12 protein-coding genes, 5 pseudogenes and 3 CRISPR repeat arrays are annotated in these 21,292 nt (G+C 42.4%); of the genes and pseudogenes, 6 read left to right on the top strand and 11 right to left on the bottom strand.

The window, feature by feature from the left end; all coding sequences use genetic code 11:
- Nucleotides 1–250: 250 nt before the first annotated feature.
- The gene (locus tag JEU79_RS19800; protein ID WP_198265466.1) at nt 251–1,588 is read right to left on the bottom strand and encodes a DUF3369 domain-containing protein; all 1,338 of its coding nucleotides are present in this window, start codon (nt 1,586–1,588) and stop codon (nt 251–253) included.
- 166 nt (nt 1,589–1,754) lie between these two features.
- On the opposite strand from JEU79_RS19800, the pseudogene JEU79_RS28900 reads away from it, so the two are divergent.
- Together JEU79_RS28900 and JEU79_RS19785 are read left to right on the top strand one after the other, a co-directional pair.
- Nucleotides 1,755–2,678: pseudogene (locus tag JEU79_RS28900) on the top strand (IS3 family transposase); the annotation flags it as partial.
- Nucleotides 2,679–3,006: 328 nt separating this feature from the next.
- A CRISPR array of direct repeats spans nt 3,007–5,178; the repeat unit is 31 nt; unit sequence GTTTCAATCCACGCGCCCGTGAAGGCGCGAC.
- Nucleotides 5,179–5,269: 91 nt separating this feature from the next.
- Nucleotides 5,270–5,784 (top strand): annotated as a pseudogene (locus JEU79_RS19785) (IS3 family transposase); the annotation flags it as partial.
- A gap of 183 nt (nt 5,785–5,967) precedes the next feature.
- A CRISPR array of direct repeats spans nt 5,968–6,516; the repeat unit is 31 nt; unit sequence GTTTCAATCCACGCGCCCGTGAAGGCGCGAC.
- A gap of 301 nt (nt 6,517–6,817) precedes the next feature.
- Here JEU79_RS19785 and JEU79_RS19780 read toward each other — a convergent pair.
- The 10 genes and pseudogenes from JEU79_RS19780 to JEU79_RS19740 all read right to left on the bottom strand — a co-directional run bounded on the left by JEU79_RS19780 (nt 6,818) and on the right by JEU79_RS19740 (nt 18,379).
- Entirely contained in the window at nt 6,818–7,627 is an 810-nt protein-coding gene (locus JEU79_RS19780) for an IS3 family transposase (RefSeq protein WP_198263365.1), read from the bottom strand.
- 30 nt (nt 7,628–7,657) lie between these two features.
- A complete protein-coding gene (locus JEU79_RS26920; protein ID WP_246540428.1) occupies nt 7,658–7,978 on the bottom strand; it encodes a transposase in 321 nt (106 codons plus the stop codon).
- Nucleotides 7,979–8,072: 94 nt separating this feature from the next.
- Nucleotides 8,073–12,480: direct repeats of the CRISPR family, unit length 31 nt; unit sequence GTTTCAATCCACGCGCCCGTGAAGGCGCGAC.
- 183 nt (nt 12,481–12,663) lie between these two features.
- Entirely contained in the window at nt 12,664–12,948 is a 285-nt protein-coding gene (gene cas2, locus JEU79_RS19775; protein ID WP_198265464.1) for a CRISPR-associated endonuclease Cas2, read from the bottom strand.
- A gap of 2 nt (nt 12,949–12,950) precedes the next feature.
- Nucleotides 12,951–13,855: pseudogene (cas1c, locus tag JEU79_RS19770) on the bottom strand (type I-C CRISPR-associated endonuclease Cas1c).
- Between the two features lie 48 nt (nt 13,856–13,903).
- Nucleotides 13,904–14,393 (bottom strand): annotated as a pseudogene (gene rhuM / locus JEU79_RS19765) (RhuM family protein).
- A gap of 965 nt (nt 14,394–15,358) precedes the next feature.
- Nucleotides 15,359–15,505 carry a hypothetical protein gene (locus tag JEU79_RS25810; protein ID WP_214660635.1) on the bottom strand — a complete coding sequence of 49 codons (147 nt, stop codon included), beginning with the start codon at nt 15,503–15,505 and terminating at the stop codon, nt 15,359–15,361.
- A gap of 128 nt (nt 15,506–15,633) precedes the next feature.
- Nucleotides 15,634–16,402 (bottom strand): annotated as a pseudogene (locus JEU79_RS26915) (IS1595 family transposase); the annotation flags it as partial.
- A 424-nt stretch (nt 16,403–16,826) separates the two neighbouring features.
- Nucleotides 16,827–17,177, bottom strand: coding sequence for a polysaccharide lyase (locus JEU79_RS19750; protein WP_198265461.1), 351 nt, complete (start codon nt 17,175–17,177; stop codon nt 16,827–16,829).
- Nucleotides 17,128–17,373 carry a hypothetical protein gene (locus JEU79_RS19745; protein WP_214660634.1) on the bottom strand — a complete coding sequence of 82 codons (246 nt, stop codon included), beginning with the start codon at nt 17,371–17,373 and terminating at the stop codon, nt 17,128–17,130. The genes JEU79_RS19750 and JEU79_RS19745 overlap by 50 nt, the downstream gene beginning before the upstream one ends.
- 4 nt (nt 17,374–17,377) lie before the next feature.
- The gene (locus JEU79_RS19740) at nt 17,378–18,379 is read right to left on the bottom strand and encodes a DNRLRE domain-containing protein (protein WP_198265459.1); all 1,002 of its coding nucleotides are present in this window, start codon (nt 18,377–18,379) and stop codon (nt 17,378–17,380) included.
- A 734-nt stretch (nt 18,380–19,113) separates the two neighbouring features.
- Between JEU79_RS19740 and JEU79_RS19735 the strand changes: the two genes are divergently transcribed.
- From JEU79_RS19735 to JEU79_RS19720, 4 genes are read left to right on the top strand one after another with little or no spacing between them, the layout of a single operon-like run.
- Nucleotides 19,114–19,485, top strand: coding sequence for a DUF255 domain-containing protein (locus tag JEU79_RS19735; RefSeq protein ID WP_246540427.1), 372 nt, complete (start codon nt 19,114–19,116; stop codon nt 19,483–19,485).
- Between the two features lie 10 nt (nt 19,486–19,495).
- Nucleotides 19,496–20,113, top strand: a complete 618-nt coding sequence (locus JEU79_RS19730; RefSeq protein ID WP_198265458.1) for a YyaL domain-containing protein — start codon at nt 19,496–19,498, stop codon at nt 20,111–20,113.
- Nucleotides 20,041–20,736, top strand: a complete 696-nt coding sequence (locus JEU79_RS19725; RefSeq protein ID WP_198265457.1) for a glycoside hydrolase family 76 protein — start codon at nt 20,041–20,043, stop codon at nt 20,734–20,736. The genes JEU79_RS19730 and JEU79_RS19725 overlap by 73 nt, the downstream gene beginning before the upstream one ends.
- A 52-nt stretch (nt 20,737–20,788) precedes the next feature.
- A complete protein-coding gene (locus JEU79_RS19720) occupies nt 20,789–21,022 on the top strand; it encodes a hypothetical protein (protein ID WP_198265456.1) in 234 nt (77 codons plus the stop codon).
- Nucleotides 21,023–21,292 lie beyond the last annotated feature (270 nt).

The following is a 21,292-nucleotide window of genomic DNA, read 5'->3' as shown; positions in this document are numbered from 1 at the left end:
AGAGACATACACTATTAAGTATGCCCTCAGAGCCTTTTTTTATATCTTTTTTGTAGTAAAAAACATTGATTGATTTGATTAAAAAATTGGAAGGAAGCCTAAAATGACAACAACACTGAATATCGTTAAAACTGTTACCCTATCGGCAGCAGCTTTGATCGCTCTACTGGCTATTGGTTTGATTTTCAATATCACTATTTAATAATAAGTTTACCCCTGCTTTTTACTAAGGTATTATTTCTAAAAAGCTCTACTTTAAATGCCTATAAAGATTTTCAATCGTTTGTTTTTCCTCTAATAATAAAGCAATCATATTCGGATCAAATTGACTCCCTGCACTGTTTTTTAGATAATCAAAAACGTCATCCATATTCCAAGGACTTTTGTAACATCGCTTACTCGCTAAAGCAATTAACGAACCAATACGAAACACTTTTTTATGCGAATTTTTCATCATATCATGACCGATTTTGACATGACTCTTCATTACTTCCCATTCTTCAGCATCCAATTTACCCGGCTTATGTAAAATATGATCAGGAATACCAATTTTTCCTAAATCATGTAGCGGTGAAGCCTGAATGATTAAATCAACATGGGTATCAGGCAATTTAAGTTTTCTGGCTAAAATACCCGATAGTTGCGCCACTCGCTTCAAATGAAAGCCGGTTTCATTGGAACGAGATTCTACCGCTTCACCGAGCATATAGACAATTTCTCGTTGTGACTCCTCACCTTCCACCTTGAGGCAAATATTTTCAAAGGCCACCAAAACATTGCGACTATAAATATCCAGCAATTTTTGCTGTAAGGCGCTACGTTTGCCAATGCCCTGAAAAAACAATACATTTTTGGGCGCTCCATGACTTTGATGACAGGCCAAGTAGGAGTCTTTCACATGAACGGAATAAAAGAACTCATTATGCTGCTCTAATAAATTAAATAATTCTTGAGGAATTGCCTGGGAAATTTCATTTCCAATTTTATCCTCAAAACTACCAATACCGGCAATAATTTTGATGTTAGCATTATCATTATTCTGCTCACCATGGGCTGCAAGTCCATTGGTGTTACCATAAAAAGCACTGTCTTTAAAATTTAAAACAGAGGTTACTTGTTGTAAAATTCCCTTAGAAAACTCCTCAATAAATTGCAAACTAAAGACTTGTGTCGTCGAACTGATGACTTGTTCAAGTCCCTTACGCGTTTGATCAAGAGACACAATGTCTCGATAAGAACGCAAACAGGAATACATCAGAGTATTGAGTTTCGAGCGTGTTAGCTCCGTTTTTTCTTTGTAGTCATTGATATCATAATTAATGATCACCTCATCTTCTGGCGCACTTCCTGGCTGTCCAGTACGCAAGACAATACGTGTAAAGGTATTTTTTAATCCTTCACGGATTTGTCTGGCCAAGTCAAGCCCCGCATGTTCCGTTTCCATTACCACATCCAGTAAGCAGACACCGATATCATCATTATTTTTAAATAATTCCAAGCCTTCGGCTGCACTATAGGCATTTAAAAACTGAACCGGTTTATTATCAAAGGAAAAGTGCTTTAAGACCATTTGAGTGACAATATGCACTTGTTCATCATCATCAATAATAGCAATTTTCCAGGGAGTATCTGTTATTTCATCGTCATCATCAGACGACGCTTTAGGTTGGGCAAATTCAAACTAATAAGAGAAAATGAAGCTGGATCAGCAATTCCAGAACCGGTTACATTTATGATGAAGTAAAACGCTGAAAAAAACGTCTGAAAAAGAATTGGCAAAAGTGATTCAGGAGCGTGATTTTTGAAGACAGCGTACTTTGCAAGGGAAACTTTGTGAAGTACGCATGGATAATGGCTAAAGATTACCCGGTAACGATTCTGTGCCGTTTTATGGATGTTCCCGTAGTTGCTATTATGATTGGGTTAGAAAACGGATAGAGAGAAAGAAAATGAAGCGCTTACTGAGCAGCTAAAAAACTGTTTGAAGACAGTCGCAAGACTTATGGAAGTCGTCTTAAAAGAAAACTGGCTGAAAAAGGCGTTCATATAAGCCGCCGGAGAATTGGTCGATTAATGAAAAAGCCGGTTTGTTTTGTAAAACGAAGAGACGCTTTAAAGCGACGACTAATTCCAAGCATAATAAGCGTATATCTCCAAATTTACTGGAAAGAGAGTTTACTGTCTCTCAACCTGATCGCTACTATGTGGGTGATATTACCTATATTGCCACCAAGGAAGGCTGGTTATATTTAGCGGTTGTCATTGACTTATTCTCTAGGCAAATTGTTGGCTGGTCGATGGATGAGCGAATGAAAGCCAAGCTAGTCAATGATGCTTTACTGATGGCCATATGGAAGCGTAAACCAATGGATGGATTGCTTTGGCATACTGACCGAGGTAGCCAATATGCCTCTGATAGTCATAGAAAAATATTGTCGGATCATAACATAATTCAGTCTATGAGCCGCAAAGGAAATTGCTGGGACAATGCTGTATCAGAGAGCTTCTTTCATAGTTTGAAAACTGAATTGACGCACCATTGTCGATTCAAAACCAGAGTAGAAGCAAAGCAGGCAATATTTGAATATATTGAGGTATTTTATAATCGGGAGCGACTTCATTCGGCTAATGATTATTTGTCACCAGTCGATTATGAAATACAGCAGGAAATAGCTTAAATCGATTGATTGAAGAGGGTAAAAGGCGACATAAATGCCGCCCATTACCGTTGACGGCCATCGGCTCCTCAGCCTGTGCCGTGAAGATATTGTAACAGGATCATTACCGTTGTGAAAACACCTTGGGTGAATGGAACGGCTCTATCGTTCCAGAGGGCAAAGCCCTTTCTCTTCATCTGTTTAAAGTTAACATGAGAAACTAAAATGATAGGAAATACAAAATGACAAAAATCACTTGAAACAGCCAAAAAAATATTTAGAAAACTGTCCGGAAAAGTGTTGACACATCACGACTGACAATATCACAGCACTCGCAAATCGACGCAATGTTTCAATCCACGCGCCCGTGAAGGCGCGACAAATACATTTTGTCAACATGACACTTGACAATAGTTTCAATCCACGCGCCCGTGAAGGCGCGACCCATCAAACGCGATGAACAATCTGCACTTTTCAATGTTTCAATCCACGCGCCCGTGAAGGCGCGACTTATTCGCTTTTTTAACTGCAAGATACGTTCCGGTTTCAATCCACGCGCCCGTGAAGGCGCGACATTGCAGTTGATCCTGCAATTTCAAACACTCAAGGGTTTTCAATCCACGCGCCCGTGAAGGCGCGACGTAAAAATCAATTGGGGATGTAAGTCGAACATGGTTTCAATCCACGCGCCCGTGAAGGCGCGACGCGTAACAGTATATAATAGATTCATATTTGGGAGTTTCAATCCACGCGCCCGTGAAGGCGCGACACCGGTAATTAAATAATTTTTAGCAAGTGTTTCTGTTTCAATCCACGCGCCCGTGAAGGCGCGACATATCAACAAATAAAATTGCAGATAATATTTTATGTTTCAATCCACGCGCCCGTGAAGGCGCGACGCCTGATCGCCAGTAAACCCAAAGCCTACTAATGTTTCAATCCACGCGCCCGTGAAGGCGCGACCAAAACTTGGGCAGATTGTGTTATTGCAGCTTATGTTTCAATCCACGCGCCCGTGAAGGCGCGACCTTTTTAATTCTGCAAATGTGCCAGTGCTTGCGGTGTTTCAATCCACGCGCCCGTGAAGGCGCGACTCAGAAATAGATAACGCCATTACTAAAAAAATTATAGTTTCAATCCACGCGCCCGTGAAGGCGCGACTCATCTTTGACATATTTGACGCTCCCCGCAAAACGTTTCAATCCACGCGCCCGTGAAGGCGCGACATGCAAAAGCCTCGGCAATATAATTTATAGGAATTGTTTCAATCCACGCGCCCGTGAAGGCGCGACCCGCTGAGATTCAATGATTAATACAATGCAGTACGTTTCAATCCACGCGCCCGTGAAGGCGCGACAAAAACAAAAAATTAAAGAGTGGCTTATAGAGATTAGTTTCAATCCACGCGCCCGTGAAGGCGCGACAACGTATTATTTACGATGGAAAACCAACAACTGTTTCAATCCACGCGCCCGTGAAGGCGCGACGCTGAAGTAATCGATTATAAAGACGGATTTGTAGTTTCAATCCACGCGCCCGTGAAGGCGCGACTCGGGGAATTTGTCGCTTATACTATTGGGGATGGCGGTTTCAATCCACGCGCCCGTGAAGGCGCGACAGCTCAATATATGCAAAACCCAATCAAGCGCGATGTTTCAATCCACGCGCCCGTGAAGGCGCGACGTCGAATTATTAGAATTTTTATCGAATATAAAGTTTCAATCCACGCGCCCGTGAAGGCGCGACGTCATAACAAAATCCGCAGAGAAATGGGATGGGGTTTCAATCCACGCGCCCGTGAAGGCGCGACTACTGCAATCACTACAAAAATCAACAATTTAAGTTGTTTCAATCCACGCGCCCGTGAAGGCGCGACTGTTTAAAATCAGATATTAAACATTATAAAATTGTTTCAATCCACGCGCCCGTGAAGGCGCGACACAAAAAATCATTGATTAGTTCGCTAATAGATAAGTTTCAATCCACGCGCCCGTGAAGGCGCGACATGGTGGCAAAATATAACTAAATTGATATTAAAAGTTTCAATCCACGCGCCCGTGAAGGCGCGACTTTGCTCTCCGTCTAACAATGCTGCGCCCGATATGTTTCAATCCACGCGCCCGTGAAGGCGCGACATTGCTATTGTTAACGGTCGTATTTTTTTATCGTTTCAATCCACGCGCCCGTGAAGGCGCGACAGCTAAGGCTGGCGCGGGTAAGCGCGCAAGCAAGGTTTCAATCCACGCGCCCGTGAAGGCGCGACGGTCAATCATTTTTCGGGACGTATCTTGCAGTTAGTTTCAATCCACGCGCCCGTGAAGGCGCGACTCTATCTGCGAGTTATTTAAAATTGTATTTGGGGTTTCAATCCACGCGCCCGTGAAGGCGCGACAATTCAGAACGTCCCATGATTTTTTGTTTTTACGTTTCAATCCACGCGCCCGTGAAGGCGCGACATTGATTTCCCCGTGCGCGCTTTTCCCCATGTGAGTTTCAATCCACGCGCCCGTGAAGGCGCGACAGAAATGTTTGGAGTAAAACAGTACAAGAAATTGTTTTCAATCCACGCCCGCCCGTGAAGGCGCGACTATATTGAGAGAGCCAATAATTTTGTGAAGTACGCATGGATAACTGATCAGGCTAAAGATTACCCGGTAACGATTCTGTGCCGTTTTATGGATGTTTCCCGTAGTTGCTATTATGATTGGGTTAGCTCTCCTAAAACGGATAGAGAGAAAGAAAATGAAGCGCTTACTGAGCAGCTAAAAAACTGTTTGAAGACAGTCGCAAGACTTATGGAACCCGTCGTCTTAAAAGAAAACTGGCTGAAAAAGGCGTTCATATAAGCCGCCGGAGAATTGGTCGATTAATGAAAAAAGCCGGTTTGTTTTGTAAAACGAAGAGACGCTTTAAAGCGACGACTAATTCCAAGCATAATAAGCGTATATCTCCAAATTTACTGGAAAGAGAGTTTACTGTCTCTCAACCTGATCGCTACTATGTGGGTGATATTACCTATATTGCCACCAAGGAAGGCTGGTTATATTTAGCGGTTGTCATTGACTTATTCTCTAGGCAAATTGTTGGCTGGTCGATGGATGAGCGAATGTTGTCACTGTTTGTTGACACATCACAATGGCGATTGAAAACAACAAGAGTTTCAATCCACGCGCCCGTGAAGGCGCGACCGTTGTGAAAAACAAACCTCTTTCGGTCGGGGGTCAATTATTGTGATTACAATGACCACGCGCCAAAAAAATATTTGAAGGCGTGTTGACACATCCCCGAGCAAACCCTTTTCGGTCGGGGGTCATTCAATCCACGCGCCCGTGAAGGCGCGACGCCCCGAGCAATTCAGGTCGGATTTTAGATAATGGTTTAATCCACGCGCCCGTGAAGGCGCGACATTTTAATGAGACAATATCTTCGCGATTGGCGGTAGTTTCAATCCACGCGCCCGTGAAGGCGCGACTGCTATTGCCATTTGCGATCAAAATATGAAAATGGTTTCAATCCACGCGCCCGTGAAGGCGCGACATGGAGTGTATTTGATCCGACCACTTTTAGTAGAGTTTCAATCCACGCGCCCGTGAAGGCGCGACCGCTGAGATTCAATGATTAATACAATGCAGTATGTTTCAATCCACGCGCCCGTGAAGGCGCGACTAAAAAAGTGTTAGTGTTTGAAGAAATTTTGATGTTTCAATCCACGCGCCCGTGAAGGCGCGACGACAAACATGAGCTCGCATTAAAAAGTCATCGACGTTTCAATCCACGCGCCCGTGAAGGCGCGACCATAACATGTTAAACTTTGCTGCTAAAATGCAGGTTTCAATCCACGCGCCCGTGAAGGCGCGACATGATCTCCTGATGTGTCAAACATTTTTCCGGACAGTTTTCTAAATATTTTTTGGCTGTTTCAAGTGATTTTTGTCATTTTGTATTTCCTATCATTTTAGTTTCTCATGTTAACTTTAAACAGATGAAGAGAAAGGGCTTTTGCCCTCTGGAACGATAGAGCCGTTCCATTCACCCAAGGTATTTTCACAACGGTAATGATCCTGTTACAATATCTTCACGGCACAGGCTGAGGAGCCGATGGCCGTCAACGGTAATGGGCGGCATTTATGTCGCCTTTTACCCCTCTTCAATCAATCGATTTAAGCTATTTCCTGCTGTATTTCATAATCGACTGGTGACAAATAATCATTAGCCGAATGAAGTCGCTCCCGATTATAAAATACCTCAATATATTCAAATATTGCCTGCTTTGCTTCTACTCTGGTTTTGAATCGACAATGGTGCGTCAATTCAGTTTTCAAACTATGAAAGAAGCTCTCTGATACAGCATTGTCCCAGCAATTTCCTTTGCGGCTCATAGACTGAATTATGTTATGATCCGACAATATTTTTCTATGACTATCAGAGGCATATTGGCTACCTCGGTCAGTATGCCAAAGCAATCCATCCATTGGTTTACGCTTCCATATGGCCATCAGTAAAGCATCATTGACTAGCTTGGCTTTCATTCGCTCATCCATCGACCAGCCAACAATTTGCCTAGAGAATAAGTCAATGACAACCGCTAAATATAACCAGCCTTCCTTGGTGGCAATATAGGTAATATCACCCACATAGTAGCGATCAGGTTGAGAGACAGTAAACTCTCTTTCCAGTAAATTTGGAGATATACGCTTATTATGCTTGGAATTAGTCGTCGCTTTAAAGCGTCTCTTCGTTTTACAAAACAAACCGGCTTTTTTCATTAATCGACCAATTCTCCGGCGGCTTATATGAACGCCTTTTTCAGCCAGTTTTCTTTTTAAGACGACGGGTTCCATAAGTCTTGCGACTGTCTTCAAACAGTTTTTTAGCTGCTCAGTAAGCGCTTCATTTTCTTTCTCTCTATCCGTTTTAGGAGAGCTAACCCAATCATAATAGCAACTACGGAAACATCCATAAAACGGCACAGAATCGTTACCGGGTAATCTTTAGCCTGATCAGTTATCCATGCGTACTTCACAAAGTTTCCCCTTGCAAAGTACGCTGTGGCCTTTTAATAAATCACGCTCCTGAATCACTTTTGCCAATTCTTTTTTCAGACGTTTTACTTCATCATAAATGTGTTCATCACTTCTATTGGCTACCGTCTTCACCGGTTTGGAATATTTACTGATCCAGGTATGTAGAGTATTTACATTAACACCTAGCTCCCTGGCAGTCTGAGAAACGGGTTGATCCGTCTCATTAGCTAATTTGACAGCTGATTCTTTAAATTCTGATGTATAGCTTTTATTCGGTTTTTTTGTTTGATCATTCATTTTAGGTCACACTTTTTATCTTTTTAGTTATTTTAAGTTGTGTGTCCGGTTAAGTATAGCCACATTAATGCTCATGGATTCAGCGTTCAATATGGTTTCAATCCACGCGCCCGTGAAGGCGCGACACGGCACAGACTTGATCCAATTACTTGATAATAGTTTTCAATCCACGCGCCCGTGAAGGCGCGACGTATTGATTTTGTACAATTTATCAAAAAATGTATGTTTCAATCCACGCGCCCGTGAAGGCGCGACTTATATCGACGGAAAAACTTGCCAGCGATGGTGTTTCAATCCACGCGCCCGTGAAGGCGCGACAAAATGATAAATATATCCCTGGATTTTACATCGGTTTCAATCCACGCGCCCGTGAAGGCGCGACATCGGGTTTGCAGTCAAAGATATTAACGATATTGTTTTCAATCCACGCGCCCGTGAAGGCGCGACATTTTTGTCAAAACATAAGCGTTTGCAGTTCCAGTTTCAATCCACGCGCCCGTGAAGGCGCGACAGGTAAATCATTTTTCGGGACGTATCTTGCAGTTAGTTTCAATCCACGCGCCCGTGAAGGCGCGACAATTGATACGATCAGAGTCATTATTAAAAATAATGTTTCAATCCACGCGCCTGTGAAGGCGCGACTAATAATACAATTTCATCGATTGTATTATTAGCCAGTTTTCAATCCACGCGCCCGTGAAGGCGCGACAATGAGTGATTCTGCAGAATCGTTTGCGCAAAGTGTTTCAATCCACGCGCCCGTGAAGGCGCGACCCCAAAGGGCGTCCGTCTCAAGTTCAATTTCCTGTTTTCAATCCACGCGCCCGTGAAGGCGCGACACAATATTAAAAACTTTTCCATTTTCTGTGCCCGGTTTCAATCCACGCGCCCGTGAAGGCGCGACGATCTTGACTTATATTTAAGTCAAAAAAGATAGGTTTTCAATCCACGCGCCCGTGAAGGCGCGACACTTCCGACCTAGTTCCAGTTCCTCACCCCACTGTTTCAATCCACGCGCCCGTGAAGGCGCGACGACGGGCAGTACATTAACTGCGGCGGAATGGGACGTTTCAATCCACGCGCCCGTGAAGGCGCGACGCGCTTGGCTCGCTGTATCAACATAATTTAAAAATGTTTCAATCCACGCGCCCGTGAAGGCGCGACTCGATATTATCTATTTCTTTTTATTTGTTGAGTTGTTTCAATCCACGCGCCCGTGAAGGCGCGACAAGAAGCAATTATCGAGTTTACACTGCAGCGCTGGTTTCAATCCACGCGCCCGTGAAGGCGCGACGAACCCAGATCTGGATATGAACCCAGATCTGGATATGTTTTCAATCCACGCGCCCGTGAAGGCGCGACCATTCTTTGAAGTATTTGCGGGCGTTATTTCAAGTTTCAATCCACGCGCCCGTGAAGGCGCGACTCGATATTGATGCCAACGTCGGTTTCATCAGCAAAGTTTCAATCCACGCGCCCGTGAAGGCGCGACATTAATGAATTTAATAGTTTTATTAATGATATCACTGTTTCAATCCACGCGCCCGTGAAGGCGCGACATCCCATTTCATATGCGAACAAAGGAGAAATGACTGTTTCAATCCACGCGCCCGTGAAGGCGCGACGGGGAATTTGTCGCTTATACTATTGGCGATGGAGGTTTCAATCCACGCGCCCGTGAAGGCGCGACTTATTAATTGGGCATCCCGGATCAATGGGGCATGGTTTCAATCCACGCGCCCGTGAAGGCGCGACGATGGATCAACATGATGACCGGATACAACAACAGTTTCAATCCACGCGCCCGTGAAGGCGCGACCGTATTTTTTTTATTGAAGTAAAAACCGGAAAAGGTTTCAATCCACGCGCCCGTGAAGGCGCGACAAAAAATTAAAATCAAGAGCACAAACAATTTCGGTTTTCAATCCACGCGCCCGTGAAGGCGCGACATTTTTTCTATAAATTTATCAATATCATTTTTGTTTCAATCCACGCGCCCGTGAAGGCGCGACTTAACAGTACTAAATTTTGTCGCTAAATCTTCTGTTTCAATCCACGCGCCCGTGAAGGCGCGACTTGTAGAAAACATTTAGGAAAGCAAAGGTATTGTTTTCAATCCACGCGCCCGTGAAGGCGCGACTTATCGATTGAAAAATGATCCCTATCAAATAGTTGTTTTCAATCCACGCGCCCGTGAAGGCGCGACTCTTTCAGGTCATTTGCTACGCGGAGGAAGTGGTGTTTCAATCCACGCGCCCGTGAAGGCGCGACAAGGGGCTTTGCCCCTCGCTACGCTCACCCAAAAGTTTCAATCCACGCGCCCGTGAAGGCGCGACACTGAGTTGTTTGCCTGAAAAAGTAATTTCTTTGTTTCAATCCACGCGCCCGTGAAGGCGCGACATATAAAAATCATAATCAATATCATTGATTAATTGTTTCAATCCACGCGCCCGTGAAGGCGCGACGATATTATCTATTTCTTTTTATTTGTTGAGTTGTTTCAATCCACGCGCCCGTGAAGGCGCGACATCTTTCAGGCCATTTACTACGTGGCGGGAGTGGTGTTTCATCCACGCGCCCGTGAAGGCGCGACACCAATGGGCTTCCTTCCCGGGCAAGAAGTGCATGGTTTTCAATCCACGCGCCCGTGAAGGCGCGACAAGATGGATCAACATGATGACCAGATATAACAACAGTTTCAATCCACGCGCCCGTGAAGGCGCGACAATTTTAAAAAATACAAACCCGTCAATTTGACTGATGTTTCAATCCACGCGCCCGTGAAGGCGCGACAATACTATTGGCGATGGCGGAATTAATTGTTATTTGTTTTCAATCCACGCGCCCGTGAAGGCGCGACTTGTAACTTTTACATTATTGGCAAGATTGTGATCAAGTTTCAATCCACGCGCCTGTGAAGGCGCGACAATAATTTTAGAAAATTATTGCGGGGTTTAGCAGGTGTTTCAATCCACGCGCCCGTGAAGGCGCGACACAATTTTTATATCCCCTCGGGGCTCACTTAATTTGTTTCAATCCACGCGCCCGTGAAGGCGCGACGTTTGATATAAGTCTGATAAATCAGCGCGTAATTGTTTTCAATCCACGCGCCCGTGAAGGCGCGACACTAATGTTTTTTTGACTTGCCCCATTTTCACTCGTTTCAATCCACGCGCCCGTGAAGGCGCGACAAATTGATACGATTAGAGTCATTATTAAAAACAATAGTTTCAATCCACGCGCCCGTGAAGGCGCGACATGATTTTTTTGTTCTATCATTTTTATATCTCCAGTTTCAATCCACGCGCCCGTGAAGGCGCGACCAGAAAATGAAGAAAACGTATTGCCGAATTGTTGTTTCAATCCACGCGCCCGTGAAGGCGCGACAAAAAACTTTAGGTGCAGTCGTTACTGTCAATTCGGGTTTCAATCCACGCGCCCGTGAAGGCGCGACATTTCCGATTTCCATGCACTTCTTGCCCGGTCCGGTTTCAATCCACGCGCCCGTGAAGGCGCGACATCCCTGATGCGTGGGATGTGACCGTTTATCGTCTCGTTTCAATCCACGCGCCCGTGAAGGCGCGACTTCAACTTTTCCAGCATCAATACCTGTCACCGATGTTTCAATCCACGCGCCCGTGAAGGCGCGACAGAACTAATGTTGTGATCCCGGCTACTTTTCCGCGTTTCAATCCACGCGCCCGTGAAGGCGCGACATTAACACAAAACATCCACTGGCAAAATACCTTGTGTTTCAATCCACGCGCCCGTGAAGGCGCGACAATACACTTTTTTTTCAGATTCGATTGTTACGACTGTTTCAATCCACGCGCCCGTGAAGGCGCGACATTTAAGGATATTTGACTGCGTATGGTCTGAGTTGTTTCAATCCACGCGCCCGTGAAGGCGCGACACTAGCGCGTTTCCCGTTTTCAACATCGCTTGACGTTTCAATCCACGCGCCCGTGAAGGCGCGACAACAAGACGTTTATTGCGATCATTAAGTTACAACTGTTTTCAATCCACGCGCCCGTGAAGGCGCGACAAAAACCCACCCTGCACATCGTTATCAGTTCTGAGTTTCAATCCACGCGCCCGTGAAGGCGCGACATATATCGGAGAGGACAATGGCAAAAACAACGAGAGTTTCAATCCACGCGCCCGTGAAGGCGCGACATTATCGTTTAGCACTCTAATGAGATTTTTTGTGTTTCAATCCACGCGCCCGTGAAGGCGCGACACATGAAAAGAACATTACAAACAGTTATCGAAGATGTTTTCAATCCACGCGCCCGTGAAGGCGCGACACGTTAGGTGAATTTAAAAAATTATCAATCAATCGTGTTTTCAATCCACGCGCCCGTGAAGGCGCGACGGGGTTTTAAAAGATTTAAAAAATGGAGGAAAAAGTTTAATCCACGCGCCCGTGAAGGCGCGACACTAAAAAATGCCATTTAAAAAAGGAAAATCGGGTTTCAACCACGCGCCCGTGAAGGCGCGACATATTCGAGTCTAACCTATTGAAATTAAAAAACAAATCGATAGGATCCGCTAACCTTAAAACTTAAACAGAGGAAATTAATCATAAAATGATTTACATTTAAATTCATTTAAAAAACAGTCACTTATTGCTCCGCTAAACTGTCGGGGGAATGAATGAGAACGAAGGGTTAGCGATTAAAGAATTAAAGCATCATTGATGGATCTAAAACAGGCTTTGCTCCAAGATGTTCAACCTTCTGACGTCCTTTTTTCCCAAGCATATAAAAAACGCAAACTATCTTTTTTGAATCAAAAATATCTACTAACTCGCTTTTAAGTTGAACAAATTGTGCAGGTGTGACTTCACATTCAAAAACAGAATTTTGCACCCTCATGCCATGATTCAAACACGTTTTAGCAATTCGTCGTAAGCGACGCTGTCCTCCGGTAGAAATCACACTAACATCATAAGTAACAAGTACAAGCATAATTATTTAACCAAATAGGGGGTATAAAATTCAGTGTCACCCCTGAATATGTCTAGCTAAGAGCATTGCCTGACAGTGAGGTAACAGTCCAATAGGAATTTGTTCATTCAAATAGGGATGCAGTATTTCTGTTTGCTTACGTTTTTGCCATGCGGTCAAAAAAATATTTTCCTAGCATCATCTTTTAAGCGAACAGCACCACTCGCTTCAGTGATAAAATCATTAGCTTTAATCTGTTTACGGTTAATTAGCGTCAACACAAAACGATCTGCCCAAGAAGCTCGGAATTCCTCCAACAAATCCTGAGCGAGACTGGTTCGCCCTGGCCTATCCTGATGTAAATAGCCAACATAAGGATCCAATCCAACACCTTGCAAGGCTGATGCACATTCATTACCAATCAGAGTATAGGCAAACGATAACAATGCATTGACAGCATCTGTGGAGGACGGCGAACCCTAACACTAAAATTAAAATCACTAGCAATTAATAACTCATTAAAAACTGAAAAATAAGCACTTGCCGCATCACCTTCTATTCCCATCAATTCACCGATACTATCTGCATGCTGAGCATGACGTATACTTGCAGCTAAATGTGTAGAAACTTCGGATAATTTCATGTTTTCGCCATGATTACGTATTTCACGCAATAGCACTGCACGACTATTGGCAATTTTAGCCGCTACTATCAAACGAGCAATAGAGACTGATTTCTCAGTATCATCTGCCCAACGATATTGGGCTCGCCTCAGTAAAACATTACCTGACTGTTTACCTTGTACTCGGGCAAGAAATTTACCATATTCGCTATAAAAAGAGAGATTAATTCCCTGCTCTCCACAAAAGCCCATAAGAAAAGGGGATACAGATACTTGTCCAAAGCAAAGAATGTTAGCAATATTGATAGCCGGAAACTGACCGAGTTTATCCTTGCCCTTTTTATAATAATAGTTTCAAACGTCAGGTTTTCGAACTCGGCCTGCGGGAGCATTTTTCCATGAATTAAGCCCCATGTTCTGTTTTCGACTATCAGCCCGTTCATGAACAATTTCTGCAGCCGTCTGTTGGGTAATAGCCCAATGTAGTTTATTTTGAACTGTTGCAAAAATCGTTTTGTTTCTTCCGTGTTCTTCCTGTAGTCCACACTACACTGAGCGAAGATATCTGTAATTTTCTGATAAAAACGACGTTCACTAGAACGAATATCGCGAATACGTTCCAGCTGTTCTTCAAAGTAATCTTCGCCAAAGACACGCTCAGGGTTCTTAAGTCGTTCATCATCCATGGTAAAACCCTTTGATAATGTACTTTAAGGCGCCCGTTGCCCAAATGCGAAAAATGTGTTGCCTGTATTGAGTTGACACGATAGCCCACAGAGATAATTGCATCAAGATTGTAACAATTAGTCTTGTAGTTTTTACTATCTTGGGCAGTTAGTTCCATTTTGGAACTAACTGAATCCTTAACTAACTCACTAGATGCAAAAAATATTTTTCAGGTGCTTAGTGATTGCCGGTCTCTGCACCCCAAAAAGTTCGGCAATTTTATCCTGAGTCAGCCAAATATTCTCATCTTTTAAAAATATCTCAACCTTTACTTTATTATCTGGCGTGGTATAGAGAATAAACTCCGTAAATAAATTTGTAGGGTTGCTTGTGATTTTTTTTTCTGCTCATTCAATTTAGAGATGGGTCACTTAAACATTTATTTTTTAACCTAACAATTTACATTTCACAAAGATTCAAATTAATTGAACATTAGTGGTCACAACTAAAGGTACATCCCAATTCCTCGGCAGCCAATCTTCATTTGAAATATTTTGTTAGGCGCAACATCCGTTGCTATGATGTTCCAACACGGCATCACCGATAAAACGTCTAAATACATCTGCATTTTGTTCAATAATACTGAAATGTAACAGCATAAATAACACGTTTAAACATTTACACAAATTTACCGAGCGTTCCAGGAATCAAAAAGCCGGGCTAGATAGTGAAAAACCTCCCCTGAAGTCGATAAGCAACCGTTAAACTAAATAATCCTGCCCCCTGGTTGCCTAGCAAGCTGACTCTTTCACGCAAAATATTATTTCGAATTGTTATTTGCATTCAGACTTAATACTGTTTTTCTTTAATACTTCCATTTCAGATGTAAAACGAGTTTGAAGTGAACTCAAGGCTTGCACTAAACTTTTCTGGCTGCAGTGCCTGAACTGAATAGCAAGAGGTGCGTCACTGCTTTGACTAGCCCTCAATAAATCCAAAAATACCATGTTTATCTCTATCACCTTTTGCATTCATCAATGAAAAATATTTTGCAAAACTATTGGTGATGACAATGGTTCATCGAGTTGACCTGATGCTATTAATTCACTGGGCATATATAATTCTGTATCCAGAAAATCCGCATCAACCAAGCAGGAAAAACAATATTCTCATCCATAAAGAGATACTTTCAACTGATTTTGCTACTTCAGGTAGTTCGGGACATTCTCCATGCAGGATATCCACAGGTATATTTTCTGCCAGAGCTTGATTGATATTCTTCAATTCCATCTACAAGCCGGTATTTAAGACTGCCTTTACCACCATCCCAATCAGGCAAACCTGCATGGTGACCTGCAAATCAAATAAGAAATAATATGGCCTAAGCCTAGAGGTAACATTTTAGTCGAATGAATTGCCATATTACCTATCATAGTGTTAACCCAGATAAACTCAATTTTATCAACACTTGCGCACCACCACCCGTGACGATTGGAACATGCTTTACAGTCAGCTTCTTTAACCGCAGGAAAACAATTTAACCCATCTGAGTAAACAGTACTTCCAGGTGTTAAATGAGTTTTGTGCCCATCGTTTTATTTCACTAATCGGAGTTTAAACCCTTTAAGCACATTTAAATTCATTGCAATCGGGTGTCCATCTTCATTAGTAGAAACGGCTGCAACGAACGGTGTTTTATTTTCTGAACCACGACCTCTGGAGCCGCCTACTGTGCTCACCACACCCCAGTAGGCATCATCAATTTGAATGATGCCTGATAAAGGTTTACTGTCATCACGTTCTTTCATAACCTGCATGATCTTTGTTTCATACTCCAGGCTGTATTGTAGCTTACCTTAAGCTGTCTCTTTAATTCTAATGCTGAAACCGCTGTCTTCAATTGAGTCATAAGATGAATCGCTAAAAACCACTTAGATAAAGGCAGTTTGGTGCTATCAAATATTGTCCACAGGTTGCTGATGTCTGATGATGACAATGGTGGCACTGATAAAGATGGCGATGTTCTAGAGTGCAATAAGTCTTATTGCCACACTCTGGGCAAACAAATCCATCAGGAAATTTCCATTTTAAATAAGGCTTGTCGGCATTGTTTGTCAGTGCCATAATCGTCCCAAAAGCTCAAATAAACTATAACCTTCTTTGAAACTGAATTTTATTTTTTGACATCATTCTACTCCACACATAATCTATACTTTAATTATTTAATTATAGTATAATTATAGTATAATTATAGTATAATTATAGTATAATTATAGTATAATTATCGAAATATGGCGGAGCTTTGTGGGTAATCAAGAAACCTATAGTTTAAGTTTGTTACTCAAATATCAATTGATAGAAATCATGGCATTATGGGAAGATCGTTTAACAGACTCATTTACCTCAATACGTTTGCGATTGGACGTCAACAGGGCTCGAAAATTATTGTTATAAGAACTCAAATATCAGATGAGAATTTGGTTTATGACAAACGCACCTCAAAGGTTTAAGCCCACTGACAATTTTAAGGTCGTTGTGACAGCGACTCTTTTGATGACATATAGTCAATTGCTTAATAGTAACAATGATTTAAGCGACAGTGAATAAACAGCTAATACAAAAAGTTATTTTTTTGAACGACATATTTACCTGTGTTGATCATATTATCAATGGCCATGTGTTGATCATAGGGGGTGTTTTTAACACCGCCATAATATAAACCAAAGTCGGCGACATCAATATTAATGTAGTCCATGTCAGTGAAACGCACATTGGTTTTTTCAAACACCAAACGACCATCAACCCAGCCTCGGACTATGCCATCTTTGGCACCGGATGAACCTTTGATGTTTTTGCCATCGCGGGTATTCATGGTGACTTGTTGCTCAATGCTATGCCATTGACCTTTTTGATCAAACCATTGGGACTTGTCGTCCAGAGATACCACCAGGACGTTTGCCACCTTGTTGTTTAATGTTTTCACCCCAGGTTTCACCGAGAAAGATGTAGATCCGCACAAACAATTCGTCGGTTTGCTGCTGGTTGGAAAAATTACCTACTTTCTCGCCAATACTGACCCCATAATTTCCCAAACCCTGAGTATTGGGAGGCCCGTCTTCATATTTGATTCGCAGGCAGAGCGCATTGCCATTATCCATTGCTTTATAGCCGGGAATGCCGGGTGCAGGAGTCGATTGACTGCCATCTTTTGTCGGCCAACGGGGATAAATCATCACATGACCAATAGTTTTTGGCATGACCACCGGTTGCCGTAGGCGATAAATATTGTCCTCCATCCACGACATCATTGCTATCAAATGAATCGTGCAAATACACATCAGGATGATTGGCAATGCCTTTATCATTGGGATACTGTGCAGCCAACCCCTGAACCGGAGCAGTATTATCCCATTGTGTCGTGGTCACGGCGAATAGGCCATGCACGGAATCACTATTGGTATATTGTGCGGTGGTGGTTAGTTTTAATTCAGCGCTGCTGATGAGCTTGCCTTTCAGTGACTCTAGATCAAACCATAAGATGATATTATTGGTATTATTACGCACCCGCATACCGGTATCTTGACCCGCTGTCAGCGTAGAAGTATAGGAGGTAAGGTGAGTATCCACTTGCGGAGAAAAAGTCAGTGTGCCTGAATTTTTTGTCGTGACTGTCAGCAAGGGGCGTAAAGCACTATCACTATGCTCTTGTGTTACATAATCAACAGGGCCGGTTGAACCCGACACCTGACGCAGATGAAAACCTCGATTGGGGTAGTCTTGATTGTTCCATGCTTGCACTAACGTCGTTACATTCCACATGATAGGCTTGGTCGAATTGGTATCAATAATGGTTTGCTCAGCCCAAGGGCTTGTGCCTTGAGCCACGCCATTGGCATCGATATAATCACCGCCTTTATTTTTCCAAATTAAGCCAGCACCTTTATTAAAATGTGTCCATGATGCGCCATCATTAAAGGCTTTACCTTCACCACCTTCTGAGGGAATTAAAAGTTTCGTATCAAAGTTGACTGTGATTTTTAGTGCCGCAGATAATTTAGATTCATTGTTTTTCGCATCTATAGCTGAAACCTGATATTCATAACTTTGACCGGGGCTAATATCGGTATCAATCAATTGCTGACCATTGCTGACATTACTTAACAAGCGTCCATTGCGGTAAACACGATAGGCTGATACCGCAATATTGTCACTGGCGGCATTCCATTGAATGATAACTTGAGAGCTATTATTGGCCGATATTGACTTGAGCTGCTTAGGAATTGAGGGGCAATGACGTCATTGGCAGTGGTCATGATAGACAGTTTTAAATGACTGGTCATGCCCGTGTTTGATACAGCCGTTGCAGCAATTGCTTGTGTACCGCTCAAAACAATAAAGAACGGGACTAATAATAGTGCTGCAACGATATGCTGATGCTTTTTTGTATTTCATAACGACTACCCCAGTAAACATTCATGCTATTTTTTAATATCATAAGCGATTAAGAAAACATTTATGAGATAAAGTACAAAAAATGAACATTTAACCAAGCTAGCTTCGTAGCGTGGGCACGTCTTTTGTGCCCACTCTACGCCCCGAACGGTATCAGTCTATGAAATTTTAAAAACGCTTTTTATTTTGTTATAGTTATCTCAACACTCGTTATTTAAGAAGCGTTATTTAAGAAGCTACCCATGAACCACAATATTTGTTCTATCAGTCTAGTGATTTTTTATTGGTATATTCTCTCAATCATTAGCACAAAAACTTCCCTTTGCAGCCGATATCACACCACAACTTGAAAATAAGCTGATACAAGCCTATAAAGCTAAAAATTCCGATTATCAGGCTCACACTGAGCATTTTGTGGGACAAAGCAGCCCTGTTATATCAATCGTTTGATCTTTGAAGACTCGCCCTACTTATTACAACACGCCCATAATCCCATCAATTGGTTTGCCTGGGGTGAAGAGGCTTTACAAAAAGCCCAACGAGAAAACAAGCCTATTTTTCTATCCATTGGCTATGCCACCTGCCATTGGTGTCATCGTATGGAAAAAGAAAGTTTTGATAATCCTGAAATTGCGCAATTCATTAATCAACATTTTATTGCCATTAAAGTGGATCGTGAGCGACGTCCTGATATTGATGAATTGTATGCCATGGCGGTGCAGTATTTTCAGGGGCAGCAAGGCTGGCCAATGAGTTTATTTTTAACGCCCAATGCTGAACCTTTTTTTTGGTGGTGGGGGTTATTATTCTTTCACTGAGTTTAAGCAATTGTTACAAACACAAAACAATGACTGGCAAAACAAACAACAGGAATTAACTCAGCAAGCTCAACAATTAATTAAGGATTTGCATCAACACAGTCAAAGCAATCAGCAGAGTAGCTCATTAGATGAACCACTCAGAAGACGTGCAATTAAAGATTTATTGAGTTTTACTGATGGTTATCATGGTGGCTTTGGTGAAAGTCAGAAATTTCCTCGTGAACCTTGGTTAGACTTATTTTTAGATGATAGCTATCGCTATGATTATGTAAAAAACAATGATTCGTTGACTGCTTTGACGACCAGTTTGGACTATATGGCACGTGGTGGTATTTATGATCAATTAGGTGGAGGCTTTCATCGTTATAGCACTGACCCTTATTGGAAAATTCCTCACTTTGAAAAAATGCTGTATAACCAGGCTTTATTAGTGCCCTTGTATTTATCAGCTCACCAGCTCACAGCCAATAAAAATTACTTACGCGTGGCCAAGCAAACACTTGACTTTGTTTTAAGCGAATTACACTCACCTGAAGGGGTTTTTATTCCGCTTTGGATGCAGATACTGAAGGTGAAGAAGGTAAATATTACCTTTGGACATTGGGTGAATTTGAACAAGTATTAAATGATTACAACTATAAGCAAAATAGTGAGAAAAATAATGAGCAACAAATAGATAAAGAAATTTCCCGTGAAATTTTTGCTGTCGATACCTATGGTGAGTTACAACAGGATAATATTTTATATCTGTCACAATCACTCGCTGGTTTTGCTCAAGATTTCAAAATACCGGAGGAAAAGTTCTATCCTTATGTGGATAAACTGCGCTCCATCTTATTACTGGCTCGCAATCAGCGTAGCAAACCCCATCGGGACGAAAAAATCATTATGAGTTGGAATGCGCTAATGATCAGTGCTCTGACACAGGCTAGCCAAACCTTAGAGCACCCAGAATACCTATCAGTGGCGAAAAAAGCCGCTGACTTCATTTGGCAGAAAATGGCTCAGGATGATCAACAATCATGGTATCGGGTAAATTTTAAGCATAATAATTCAGAACCGGCACAATTAGAAGATTATGCTTTCTATTTGCAGGCCTTAATCGGCCTCTATGACGCAACTCAAAATACACTCTGGCTTCAACGTGCACAACAATTATTAGAGGTGATGCGACAACAACTATGGGATGCTAAAAAGGCGGTTTTTATAAGACTGCGATTGATAAGAAAGCCCCTTACCCATTCGTAACAAATCCGCTTTTGATAAAATTCTGCCATCGGGCAATGCCATTGCAGCAAAAATGTTGCTTCGACTAGCCCGCAGAACGGGTGAACAAAAATATAAGGACGATGCCAAACGTATATTATCAGCCTTTGCCAGTGATGCAAAGCAAACACCCAGTGCTTTTTCCAGTCTCCATATCGCCGCCCATGAATTACGTCAGGGTGAGCATCAACTACCTGTTTATGGTGCTAGGGGTAAGCTAGTCGTTACTGCCTCGCTAAAGAACAACCAAATGATGAGTATTTATTAGTCATTGACATTAATATAAAAAAACCCTGGCATATTAACTCAAACCAACCATTAGAAGATAATCTCATCGCCAGTAAAATTGAATTATCTGACAATAGTCAATGGCAGCTCAAAAAAATACACTACCCCATGCCTGAAACTGTTAAACTTGATTTTAGTGATAAGCCTTTAAGTTTGTATCAGGGAAAGACTAGGATTACGGCAATAATAGAACGAACTAAGACCACACAAAGCTTTGATGTGTCAACACTTTTCGGACAGTTTGTTACAA

Source organism: sulfur-oxidizing endosymbiont of Gigantopelta aegis (assembly GCF_016097415.1).
Lineage (GTDB): Bacteria > Pseudomonadota > Gammaproteobacteria > GRL18 > GRL18 > GRL18.
This window is presented reverse-complemented; position numbering and strand designations above follow the sequence as displayed.